This window comes from Phycisphaeraceae bacterium, assembly GCA_019454185.1.
Classification (GTDB): domain Bacteria; phylum Planctomycetota; class Phycisphaerae; order Phycisphaerales; family UBA1924; genus JAHBWV01.
This window is the reverse complement of sequence record CP075368.1, coordinates 635064-647432: the sequence shown is the minus strand read 5'-3', so window position 1 is coordinate 647432 and position 12369 is coordinate 635064. Positions and strand designations below refer to the sequence as shown.

Annotated in this window: 10 protein-coding genes; 6 read left to right on the top strand and 4 right to left on the bottom strand. The window is 64.6% G+C overall.

What is annotated here, in order from left to right; genetic code table 11:
* Positions 1 to 8: 8 nt before the first annotated feature.
* Positions 9 to 1292: a hypothetical protein gene (locus tag KF838_02625; protein ID QYK48753.1), complete on the top strand. Its 1284-nt coding sequence runs from the start codon at positions 9 to 11 to the stop codon at positions 1290 to 1292.
* Between the two features lie 18 nt (positions 1293 to 1310).
* Here KF838_02625 and KF838_02620 read toward each other — a convergent pair whose 3' ends face one another.
* Both KF838_02620 and thiS read right to left on the bottom strand, forming a co-directional pair.
* Positions 1311 to 2171 (bottom strand): thiazole synthase, encoded by an 861-nt coding sequence (locus tag KF838_02620; protein QYK48752.1) that lies wholly within the window; start codon positions 2169 to 2171, stop codon positions 1311 to 1313.
* Between the two features lie 21 nt (positions 2172 to 2192).
* Entirely contained in the window at positions 2193 to 2393 is a 201-nt protein-coding gene (gene thiS, locus KF838_02615) for a sulfur carrier protein ThiS (GenBank protein QYK48751.1), read from the bottom strand.
* A gap of 180 nt (positions 2394 to 2573) precedes the next feature.
* On the opposite strand from thiS, the gene KF838_02610 reads away from it, so the two are divergent.
* From KF838_02610 to KF838_02590, 5 genes are all read left to right on the top strand, one after another.
* Positions 2574 to 3620 carry a hypothetical protein gene (locus KF838_02610; protein QYK48750.1) on the top strand — a complete coding sequence of 349 codons (1047 nt, stop codon included), beginning with the start codon at positions 2574 to 2576 and terminating at the stop codon, positions 3618 to 3620.
* 314 nt (positions 3621 to 3934) lie between these two features.
* Entirely contained in the window at positions 3935 to 5362 is a 1428-nt protein-coding gene (fahA, locus tag KF838_02605; GenBank protein QYK48749.1) for a fumarylacetoacetase, read from the top strand.
* Positions 5363 to 5523: 161 nt separating this feature from the next.
* Positions 5524 to 7638, top strand: coding sequence for a S9 family peptidase (locus tag KF838_02600; protein ID QYK48748.1), 2115 nt, complete (start codon positions 5524 to 5526; stop codon positions 7636 to 7638).
* 177 nt (positions 7639 to 7815) lie between these two features.
* Entirely contained in the window at positions 7816 to 10452 is a 2637-nt protein-coding gene (locus KF838_02595) for a c-type cytochrome (protein ID QYK48747.1), read from the top strand.
* On the top strand, positions 10449 to 11207 hold the full coding sequence (locus tag KF838_02590) for a DUF1080 domain-containing protein (GenBank protein ID QYK48746.1): 759 nt from the start codon (positions 10449 to 10451) through the stop codon (positions 11205 to 11207). Before KF838_02595 ends, KF838_02590 begins: the two co-directional genes overlap by 4 nt.
* On the opposite strand, the gene KF838_02585 is transcribed toward KF838_02590, so the two are convergent.
* Both KF838_02585 and KF838_02580 read right to left on the bottom strand, forming a co-directional pair.
* Positions 11190 to 11615: an EVE domain-containing protein gene (locus KF838_02585; protein QYK48745.1), complete on the bottom strand. Its 426-nt coding sequence runs from the start codon at positions 11613 to 11615 to the stop codon at positions 11190 to 11192. The two genes, KF838_02590 and KF838_02585, sit on opposite strands and share 18 nt — an antisense overlap.
* 101 nt (positions 11616 to 11716) lie before the next feature.
* Positions 11717 to 12229 carry a hypothetical protein gene (locus KF838_02580; GenBank protein QYK48744.1) on the bottom strand — a complete coding sequence of 171 codons (513 nt, stop codon included), beginning with the start codon at positions 12227 to 12229 and terminating at the stop codon, positions 11717 to 11719.
* Positions 12230 to 12369 lie beyond the last annotated feature (140 nt).

Below are 12369 nucleotides of genomic sequence, written 5' to 3'. Positions count from 1 at the left end.
CTCGCCCCATGAATGTGCACACGCTGAGCGAGTCCGAGCGTCAGGGGCATCTGGATCTGGCCCTGCAGGTGACGCAGTTGCCGACCGCAGCAGGGCGCGAACAGCGCGTCATCCAGTGGCTCAGGCGGTGGATCTCGGTACGCCCCGATTTGCTGCTTCAGGAAGATGGCGCGGGGAACATGACGGTCTCAATACGCGGGATCGCCGAGTCGCGTGGCGCGGGGGGGAACGCCGGGGGCGGGGTGGGGGGCGGGGTGGGGGGTGGCGTACAGCCGGTCTACTTCACTTCGCACCTCGACCATCCGGCCTTCGTGGTCGAACGCATGATCGCCCCGACGACACTGGAACTCTCGTTCCGTGGCGGCGTCATGGATGACTATTTCAACGACGCCCGCATCATGCTCTGGCCAAAGACCGATGACGGCACCGGGCAGGGAATCGCCACGCCGATCCGCGGCGTGCTGATCGGGGCATCGCCGACCCCCGGCGCTTACAACAAACACTACCTCTGCGAGCTGGAATCCGCCCACGATGACATCTCGCTCGGCGATGTGGCGACGTGGGATGTCGGCCCGGGAGCGATCGAGGATGGGTTGATCAAGACGATCGTGTGCGACGATCTGGTCGCGTTGGCCGCTTCGCTCTGCGCTTTCGACGTGCTGCTCCGAAAGCATCTGTCGGGAGAGACCATCGAGGACGTGCGCCTGCTGTTCACACGTGCCGAAGAGGTCGGTTTCATCGGGGCGATCGCGGCGTGCCGCCTCGGCACGATCCCCCCGGGCGCACGCCTCATCGCGCTCGAGAACTCTCGATCGTTTGCCGACTCGCCGATCGGCGGGGGGCCGATCGTCCGGGTCGGAGACCGTCTGAGCGTCTTCTCGCCGACGCTCTCCGCATCGGTCGCGCAGCGTGCGGAACAGATCGCAGGCGCGCCGGCGATGCCCACGGCGCAGCAGAAGGCGGACTCATCACTCCAGACGGCACCAAAGTGGCGCTGGCAACGGAAACTCATGGCGGGCGGCGCGTGCGAGGCGACGGTGTACTGCGCGTACGGGCATGAGGCGACGTGCGTCTGCCTGCCCTTGGGCAACTACCACAACATGGCCGATCTCGACGCGGTTCAGGCCGGGACGAACACGACGCCGCCGAGAGTGGATCGTGAGTTCGTCTCGGTCAGCGACTATCACGGTCTGGTTGATCTCTTGATCGCGTGCGGCGAGCGATTGCCCCAGGCCCCGAGCACCATGGAGCGGATCGAGAAGCTGTGGAACGAGCGTCACGATGTGCTGTGAGGCGAGTCCGCCTGCCCATCACTCGCCGGGGATGTACGAGATCGCGCCGTCCCACGGGCTGCTCGCGCTCGCGTAGAGCCGCTTGGGAATCCGACCGGCGAGGTACGACTGCCTCCCGCACTCGCACGCCTTGCGCATCGCATGGGCCATCATGACAGGGTCTTTGGCGTGGGCGACGGCGGTGTTGAGGAGAACGCCATCCGCGCCGAGTTCCATCGCCCGCGCGACATCGCTCGCCCCCCCCACTCCCGCATCGACGATCACGGGGTACGCAGGGTCTCCCTGTTTGAGCTTCTCCAGGCAGATCACGATGTTGTTGGCGTTGAGGATGCCCTGTCCGGAGCCGATCGGCGAACCCGCGGGCATGACGCTGGCCGCGCCGCACGCCTTCAGACGCTCGGCGACAATCGGGTCGTCCGATGAGTAGACGAGCACCTGGAAGCCGTCGGCGACGAGTTCCTTGCACGCCTCGATCGTGCCGATCGGATCGGGCAGAAGCGTCTTCTTGTCGCCCAAGACCTCAAGCTTCACCCACGATGCACCGGGATTGCCGACCTGTTCAAGAAGGTCACGCCCGAGCCGCGAGACGCGCACCGCATCCTCAGCGGTGAAGCACCCCGCCGTGTTCGGCAGGATCGTGTACCGCGAAAGATCCAGATGGTCGAGCAGACTCTGGCCCTTGTCGTTGTACAACCGCTCGCGACGAACCGCCACCGTCACAACCTCGCACCCTGACGCATCGAGCGCTGCGGTCATCCGCTCGAACGAGTCGTACTTGCCGGTCCCCACGAACAGACGTGATGAGAACGAACGCCCCGCGATGCTCAGCGGCTCGAGGCCCGGCTCCGACACATGGTTGGCTGTGGTCACATTCGCCATGGGGCTCCGGTCCTTCCTCGCTCAACCGCCGCCGACCAGCGTCACGAGTTCGATCGTGTCTCCATCCCGGAGCGTGTGCCCCGCATGGTCGCGCTTGGGGATGTGCTTCCTATTGACTTCTGCGGCACACGGCCGATCGGCCAGCCCGATCTCTCGCAGCAGACGCTCAAGGGTCGTCCCCTCGGGCAGGTCTCTCTCCTCGTTGTTCACTCTGACTCGCATGCGAGGCCTCTTGGATGGCATGAAACAGAACCCGATTCCCCGAAATCATCCCGAATCTGGCCGAATCCGTGAATTGTAGGGCTCACGAATCCCAACCAGACCCACGAAGCCCGACCTCCGTTGGGCCGATGCCGCTTTGGGTGGTACATTCTTGAGTGAACGGCCGATCGGGAGCCCCGCATGACCCCCACACGCTTGCCCCCCTCTCCTCTGTCAGCCAGCCACATGGCCACCGCGCCCTCTGCCTCCCACCGTGGGCTCCCTCGGCGAAAGGCCAGAACCCACCGGCACACACTCCCGCTGGTCCTTCTGGCCCTGTGCGTGATCGGGCTGGGGGCGTGCCGCAAGAAGCCCAACACCTATGACCAGTCCACACCCGAGGCGGTTCTCGCCTCCGCGAAGGCCATGGTGGCAAACGGGGACACTCGCCGACTGACCGAACTGATTCAGGCAGACACGAAGGAGATGCGTGCGCTCTGGGACCGGATCGGCTACCTCTGCGGAGATCTTGCCGATCTGGGCGTGCAACTGAACGCCTCGTTCCCGGAGGAGATCGCCGAGATCAAGCGAAAGGCGGCATCCGGAGAGATGCCCTCTTCCGGAGGCGCACTGCTCTCTCAGATCACGGGCGGACAGCGCGCTGGCGCACGCCGTGGACCGCCCGGACGCGGGCGGCCTACCCAGACCGACCCTTCGATGGACCCCTCGCGTGACCCTCGCAGCGCGATCAACGACGCGATGCGTCAGATCCTCGCCGATCCTTTCGCGTGGCTGGGCGAGAACTCGGAGCGTCTCTCGGTGACGCCGATCAACGACGAGATGGCCGCGATGCTCTGGGACAACAAGCCGATCTTCCCGCCCGTGGGGATCGTGATCCAGCGTTCGGCATACGACGACAAGTGGTACCTTGCGCCGCCGATCCACCTGCCGCCCATGAACCAGTTGCTGCCGAAAACTGCCGACGAGTACGCGATCTGGATGCAGCTGATCGACGCCTTCCGGAACGTGCTGATCGACATGCGAAAGGATGTTGCCGCGGGCAAGATGCGCGACATCGAAGAGGTCTCCCGTGCCGCGGGAGAGCGAGCGTTCATCCCCGTGGCATTCATCGGTGTTGCGTACAGCAAGGCGATGGAAGAACGCCGACGCGCCGAGCGTGAGGCACGACGCGCCGCCAGCGAGGCCAACGCTCCCGCCACCACCAGCACGGGCCGAACCGGGGGATGAGCGGCAGTACGCCTGCCGCGTTCAAGCAGCCCAGACGCTTCCTCCAAACCCCGTTGTTGAGTATCGCGTCCCTGGCGGGCTTCTCACGGTGAGAGCGGTTGAAGTTCAGGCGTAGCGGCTGGAGCGTCGGCGAGACAAGCGTGGCGCGGAGGCCGAAGCAGGCGTATCCCCAGTGATACGCCGATACAGGCCGACAATGCCACGCGAAGTCGCAGCCAGCTCCGGACGCTACGAATGGACTGAAACTGCTCTAGTCTGTGGCGATCCGACCCAGCGCTCTGCTGTTGCGCGAGTCGCCTTCCTATCCTGCGTGCATGACCTCACCCCACTCGCCACGCGGCACCTCATCCGGCTCCGGCTCCCACGCCCCCCACACGGGAATCGACGAGACGCACGATCCGAACCTGAGGTCGTGGGTTGAGTCGGCAAACGATCCGAAAACGGACTTTCCGATTCAGAATCTGCCGTTTTGCGCGTTCACCTCCGATGATCTCGAAGGCACTTGGTCCTTTGGCCTTCGAATAGGCGAGTCGATCCTGGATCTGGAAGAGGTGCATCGGCGAGGGCTCACGAAAGCTCTGAAGTCGTGGAACGGGTCGCATTTCGCGCACGCCATGCTGAATGATATTGGCCTGCCGAAGGAGATTCGCTCGCTTGCGCAGTCGTTGCTCGGGCATTCAGGCAAGCTTGCGTCCGCCGCTATGAATGCGCAAGCTGGGCTCCTCATCGATGCGTCCAAAGCACAGCTCATGCTTCCGATGGATCGTGTGCCAAACTACACCGACTTCTACGCTTCGATCCACCACGCCACCAACGTCGGCTCGATGTTCCGCCCCGACAACGCACTCCTTCCGAACTACAAGCACATTCCGATTGGGTACCACGGGCGGGGGTCGTCGATCGTTCCTTCGGGCACGTCGTTCCATCGCCCCGTCGGCCAGACCTCGCCGCCCGACTCCGACCCCAGCGCAGGTCCCGGCTTCGGCCCGTGCAAACTCATGGACTACGAACTGGAGATGGGGTGCATCATCGGGCGCGGCAACGCGCTGGGTTCACCCGTCTCCATCGCCGATGCTGAGTCGCACATCTTCGGGCTCTGCATCGTCAACGACTGGTCGGCGCGCGACCTTCAGAAGTGGGAGTACGTTCCCCTCGGCCCGTTCCTCGCCAAGAATTTCGCCACCACCATCTCGCCCTACATCGTGACGATGGAGGCGCTCGCGCCGTTCCGTATCCCGGCGTACGAGCGCCCCGCCTCCGACCCGCGCCCGCTCCCCTATCTCACGAGCGATGCCAACACGGCCTTCGGTGGTTTCGACATCACGCTCGAAGTCCACCTGCAATCCGCGGAGATGGCCAAGCGCTCCATGCCGCCCATCCGTCTCTCCAAGGGCAACTTCAAGCACATGTACTGGACCTTCGCCCAGATGGTCGCCCATCACACCGTTAACGGCTGCAACCTCCAGCCCGGCGATCTGCTCGCCAGCGGCACAATCTCTGGCCCCACACGCGACAGCCGCGGCAGCATGATCGAGCTGACCTGGGATGGCGATCCCTTCGCGAATCCGCCGAAGCTGGTTCCGGGCACGCAGCGCACGCCGATCGAGTTGCCCACGGGCGAGAAACGCACGTTCCTTGCCGATGGCGACACCGTCATCATGAAGGCGTATTGCGAGCGCGAGGGATTTCGCCGGATCGGCTTCGGCGAGTGCCGCGGAACGGTGCTGCCGGCGCGGACCTGACATTCCAGACTCAATCCCGAAATCGCCGGCATCGGTCTCCGAACCGTTGATGCTCAACCGGTCCAGCCCTGGCTGGTACCATTCTGACCCATCCATCGTCGGGGCGACCACGGAGGAGCGATTGTCGCCGATCCGCCCCGCAATCTCGTGAGATCCCGCATATGACCATCCGAGCCCTTGTCGCACTCGCCACGCTCACCCTTGTTGCGCTCCCCGCGCCATTCGCTTCGGCAACCGGCGGGGAGGCCGGTTACCTCTCCGCACACGCGGACGTGCCCCTCATCCCGCGCGATGTCATCTTCGGGAACCCGGACAAGGCCGGGCCGCAGATCAGCCCGGGAGGAAAGTACCTCTCTTGGCTGGCCGACGTGAACGGCGTGATGAATGTCTTCGTCGCGCCTGTGGGTGATCTCTCAAAGGCCCGCGCGGTCACGAGCGACACAAACCGGAACATCCGTCAGTACTTCTGGGCCTACAACGACACCCACCTGCTCTACATCCAGGATGTCGGCGGAGATGAGAACTGGAAGGTCTACGCCGTCGAGATCGCCTCCGGCGCGGTCCGCGACCTCACGCCATACGAGACAATCGCAGGACCGGATGGCAAGCCGATCATCCTTCCATCCGGTCAGCCGCTGCGGCCCGCGGCACGCCTGATCGGGACCAGCGAGCGTTTCCCATCCGAGATCCTCGTTGGGCTCAACAACCGCAATCCACAGTTCCACGATGTCCACCGCATCAACATCGAGACTGGTGAATCGACGCTCATCGCCGAGAACAACCAGTGGGCCGCGTACATCCCCGATGACGACTTCAACCTCCGTTTCGCGCAGAGAATGACCGCCGACGGCGGCACCGAGATCCACACCCTTCTCCCCGACGGCACCACCGTGCTCTTCGAGAAGTACGGGCAGGAAGACTCGCTGACGACAGGACTGGGCGGCTTCAACAAGGCCGGCACCTCGGTCTACATGCAGGACAGCCGCAATCGCAACACGGGCGCGCTGTACATGGTGGATCTCGCGTCCGGAGAACGCAAACTCTTGGCCGAGGACTCTCGCGCCGACGCAGGCGGCGCGATCGCCCACCCGACCGAGAAGAACATCCAGGCCGTCTCCTTCACCTACGGGCGGACGGAGTGGAAGATCCTCGACAACGCCATCCGCCCGGACTTTGAGTTCCTCGCGGGTGTCGCGCCGGGACAGTTCAGCATCGGCAGCCGCACGCTCGACGACACAAAGTGGGTGGTCACGTATCTCCAGGATGCCGGCCCGGTTCGTTACTATCTCTACGAGCGCACGCCCAACTCCGGCAAGCCCGGCCGCGCCACGTTCCTCTTCACGAATCGGAGCAAACTCGAAGGCCTCCCCCTCGCGCCGATGCAGGATCTGGTCATCAAGAGCCGCGACGGGCTGAATCTCGTCTCGTACCTCACCGTTCCGCTTGCGGCCGATGCCGATCGTGATGGGCGTCCGGACAAGCCAGTGCCGATGGTGCTGCTCGTCCACGGCGGCCCGTGGGCGCGTGACAGCTGGGGCTTCAACCCGTACCACCAGTGGCTGAGCAACCGTGGGTATGCCGTCCTGAGCGTCAACTTCAGGGGCTCCACCGGCTTCGGAAAGGACTTCGTCAACGCCGGCAATCTCGAATGGGCCGGAAAGATGCACGACGACCTCATCGACGCCGTCAACTGGGCCGTCAATGAGAAGATCGCCGACAAGAGCAAGGTCGCCATCATGGGCGGCTCATACGGCGGATACGCCACACTCGTCGGTCTCACCTTCACGCCCGATGTCTTCGCGTGCGGCGTCGATATCGTCGGACCTTCCAACATCGTCACCCTTCTCAACACCATCCCGCCCTACTGGGCCCCGATGATCACCATGTTTACAGAGCGCGTCGGCGATCATCGCACGGAGGAGGGGCGCAAGCTGCTTGAGTCGCGTTCGCCGATCAACTTCGTGGACAACATCAAGAAGCCCCTGCTCATCGGCCAGGGCGCGAACGACCCGCGCGTCAAGCAGTCAGAGTCCGACCAGATCGTCGAGGTCATGCAGAAGAAGAACATCCCCGTCACCTACGTCCTTTTCCCCGACGAGGGACACGGCTTCGCAAGACCCGACAACAACATGGCCTTCAACGCCGTGACAGAGAACTTCCTCGCCAAGAACCTCGGCGGCCGGGCACAGCCGGTAGGCGAGGACCTCAGCAAGTCCACCGCCCAGATCAAGGCGGGCGGAGATGACATCCCCGGCCTCACGCCAAGCGGTCGCTGAACCCTCACACCCCCGGCCGCACACGATGACAGCGATCAGTGCCCCGGGAGCATGATGCAGCCGATCACCCAGGAACGCGAAGGTGCCACCAGGCACCCTCGCGTTCCTGGCTTTCTCTTGCGCGGATGTTCCACGGTGCGACTTGACGCGGCTCGCTGATCCTGTCACCCTCCACATGTGACGACCGCACCCGCCAAGCCAGCGACACCCTCGATCCTGCTTCCGTCGATTCTCCTCACCGGGCTCGCGATGCTCGCGGCCTCCGGTGCACTGGTCGCCCACTCGAGCGCCCCGCGCACAGATCCCGCGCCGACCGGCCTCGCCCACCTCGATCTTTCGTGGAGAACGGGCGCGACCCTTGCCGACGCACTCTTGCCGCTCGCGCTCGAACCGGGCTTCCGGGCCGAACTCATCGCTGCGGAGCCGCTGATCGAGGCGCCCGTCTGGATCCAGTTTGACGAGCACGCGCGGATGTGGGTCGTCGAGATGGTCGGCTACATGCGCGATGCCGACGGCGCAGGCGAGAACGAGCCCTCGGGACGAATCGCGATCCTCGAAGACACCGACGGCGACGGCGCGATGGACTCGCGGACCACCTTCGCCGACGGCCTTGTCATGCCCCGTGCCGTTCTGCCCTGCTTCCAGGATGCCCGAGGCCCCGGCGCGCTCGTCATCGAGCCGCCGAATCTCATCTACCTGAAAGACACCAACAACGACGGGCGTGCCGATCTCCGGCGCGTCATCCTCACCGGCTTCGAGGGCGAGAACCCGGAGCACGCCCCGAATGCACTCACTTGGGGGCTCGACAACTGGATCCACCTCTCCCAGCACTCGCTCGAGTTCCGATTCTCAGGCCCCCCCACCTACGACGCCATCACACGCCCCACGCCCGCCCACGGACAATGGGGGCTCACGATGGACCGTGTCGGGCGTCTTTTCTACACGCCGAACTCCGAGGCCCTCAGAATGGACCTCGTCCCGAAGCACTACGCCTCGCGCAACCCAGCACAGCGCGGCTTCCCCATGATGGGCGTGCTCGTCTGCAACGACCAGACAGTCTGGCCCATCCGTCCAAACCCCGGCGTCAATCGGGGGTACATGGATGGAATCCTCAGGGCCGACAAACGCCTGGCGGTCCATACTGCCGCGTGCGGCACCACGATCTACGAGGCCTCACTGCTCGGACCGGATTACCGGGGCAACGCATTCGTCGCCGAGCCCGCGGGCAATCTCGTTCGGCGGCTTATCGTCGAACCGACGACCGATCGAGTGCGCGCCGTCCCCGCCTATACCGGGCGCGAGTTCCTCGCCTCTGCCGATGAGAGATTCCGCCCTGTGCAGTGCACCGTCGGCCCCGAGGGCGCGCTGTACGTCGTCGACATGCACCGGGGCGTGATCCAGCACAAGACCTACCTCACCGATTACCTGCGCAAACAAGTCGTCGAGCGTGGCCTCGAACGCCCGCTCGACATGGGGCGCATCCTCCGCATCGTTCCCGACAACACGACGATCCCGACTCGAGTCCGGCTCGGGTCGCTCACGAGCGGACGCCTCGTCGAACAGCTCTCGCACCAGGACATGTGGCGACGCACCACCGCTCAGCGATTGCTTATCGAACGCGCTGCGACAGATCAGGCGGATCGGCTCCGACGCCTCGCGCATGAAGGCGCAGACCCCATCGCACGCCTCCACGCCCACTGGACCCTCGACGGACTCGGCATCGCCACCATCGACGACGCCCTCGCGGCCCTCAACGATCAGGATATCGACGTCGCGATCGCGGGCCTTCGCATCTCCGAACGCTGGCTCTCACAATCACCCGCGAGCATCGCATCACGCGGCACCATCTCAACACACGAATCTGCTCCTCTCCTCGACGCCGCCCTTGCTCACGCGTCCAACCAGAATCCACGCCTCCGCAATCAGGCCCTGCTCACGCTTGGTGCATCCGCCGATCCTCGTGCGCTCCAACGCCTTGTCGATGCGATCCGCGCTCGCCCCGATGATGAGCCGCTCCGCGCCATCGCCATCAGCGGGCTCTATGGACGCACAACCGATGCCATCTCCTCACTCGCCGCCGATGCGCACCAGATCCGCGGCGGTCGCCTCTGGTTCATCAGAGATCTCTTCGATGCCGATCTCACAGGGCCCGACTACGGCGCGCGCGGAAGTGCCATCAACCTCATTCCCGATCTCGCGAGCAAACGCCCGGAACTCGCGGCGTACCTCCTCGGGCGGCTCCAGCTCGCGCTGCGGCTCAACACCGACCAACCCAGGCCGATAGAACTCGCCGCGCCGCCGGAACCATGGATCAGACTCGTCGCATCCGGCTCGCCCCTCTCCTACGCCGCACGAGATACCGACCAGTGGCTGCTCTGGCCCGGCCACGGCTCGACCGTCACCGCCAGCGGGCGTGTGCTCACGCCCCAGGAGATCGCACGGTTCGATGTCGGGCGTTCGCTCTTCGATACCACCTGCTCGGGATGCCACGGAAAGGCGGGCTCCGGCGCACCCGGACACGCGCCCGCTCTGGCGGGCTCATCGCGCGTACGAGGCACGACCGACACAACGATCCGCATCCTATTGCACGGGCTTGAAGGCCCGCTCGAATCCGACGGACAGCGTTTCAACAGCAGCATGCCCGCCGCCCCATTCAAGAACGACGAGGAGTTCGCGGCAGTATTGACCTATATTCGCCGCGCCTGGGGCAACAACGCCGAGCCCGTCTCACCCGAGGAGATCGCACAGGCCCGCGCCGCGACAAGCACGCGCAACCGGCCGTGGCGCATTGAAGAACTGGAGCCCAAGCCGTGAGACCCGGCGCACGCGCCCGACTTGCTCGTTCCGGTACCGTTGCGTCGACGCTGATCGCATGCTTCGCCTGCGCTCTGGCCTCGATTCCCGTGGGATGCTCCTCCACACGACCTCGCTCTCAAGCCCCTGCGAGCGACGAGGCCACACTCGCGATCTTCGATGGACACACGCTCAACGGCTGGATCGTCCGAGGCGGTACTGCTTCTTTCACGGTCGAAGAAGGGTGCATCGTCGGGCGTACCGCGCCGAACCAGCCGAACACGTTCCTCTGCACCGATGCGGACTACGCCGATTTCATTCTGACTCTGGAGTTCCTCGTAGACCCCCGCCTCAACTCTGGCATCCAGATCCGTAGCGCGAGCAACCCGGACCACCTGGGCGGAAGGGTCCACGGGTATCAGGTCGAGATCGACCCATCCCCGCGTTCATGGACGGGCGGCATCTACGACGAGTCTCGGCGCGGCTGGATCGCAGACCTCTCGAACAATCCAGAGGCCAGAGCCGCCTTCAGGCAGAATGAGTGGAACACGCTGCGTATCGAGGCAATCGACAGCCGCATCCGTACCTGGATCAACGGCGTCCCCGCGTCGGATCTTCGGGACTCCATGAGCCCCGCTGGCTTCATCGCGCTGCAGGTTCACGGCGTCGGTCCGCGCGTCGAACCGCTGGAAGTCCGCTGGCGTCAAATCCTGCTCACGCCCGTTCATCGCCCCCAAGCCACCACCCACCACGGCGCGTCAGAGTCCGGCCATTGACCGCAACACGCGATCAAGTGTCGGCTCGACCTCCATCACACTCAGACGCCCGATCTTCACCAGCGGGAACGAGGCGAATCGCTTGTCGGCCTTGATCACATCCAGCGTGACCGGGGTCTTCGCGGCTTTGGCAGCCCTGAGGTCCACCACCGCGTTCTTGGGCTCTCCTTTGGCGTTGACGCCGGGGTTCTTCGGGTCTTCGTACGCGCCCTTCGTCACGACAGCCAGCCCGACGATCGCTCGCTCGTCACCCGTGTGATAGATGAAGGCCTCGTCACCCTTCTTCATCGCTCGCAGCGCGATCAACGCCGCCGCGTTCGACACGCCATCCCACGTTGTCTGCCCGTCACGGACGAGATCATCGAACGAGTATGTGCCCGGCTCCGTCTTCAGGAGATATGTCGCCATCCCCAAGCGTACCCGACGTGCGACCAGGGTCGCAAAGACAAGGGCCGGACTCTTGTGAGCCCGGCCCCTCGTACGTGTCAATGCGAAGTATCAGCGTCAGATCAGCCGCCGATCTTCTCGCCCGTGTCCTTCTGAGCAACCTTCTTGCAGCAGTCGGGCTTCTCGCAGCTCTCTGCGTTGCAATCATCAGCGCAGTCGGCGCCGGCCGTCGCACACGCCTCCGCGCTCTTGTCTGCGCAGGATGAGGCGACCTTCTCAGTGCATGCAGCGGCCTTCTCGGAGCAGTCAGCGGCCTTGTCAGCACACTCGGACGCTTTCTCCGCGCATTCAGCAGCTTTGTCGGCGCACTCGGCGGCCTTGCCCTGACACTCAGACTCTGTCGTATGCGCAACGTTCTGGACCTTCGCATCCGCGCCCTCGGAGCAGCCCATCGGGCACGCTTCCTCGGTGCCGCTGGTCGCAGCGACAGGGGTGACGATCGCCTGCTTCTCGACCTTGCTCTCACAAGTGCCGAAGATGCAATCACCGGTCACGGCCCGATACCCGAAAACCGACGCCGCGGCGACGCCAACCAGCCCGATTGCCGCGATCTTCAGTGTGGAACCTCTCCGCATGTCCGAATCTCCTTGTGAAGCAGCCGCCCGGAGCGGGTAGGCCGCCGTTACATAGTTCTATCGACAACTGTATCGAACTGTTCCGCCTCCCGGGGTCCAGTCACGCATTTTCTGAGCCGATAAGCGGGATGAGCGCAGAG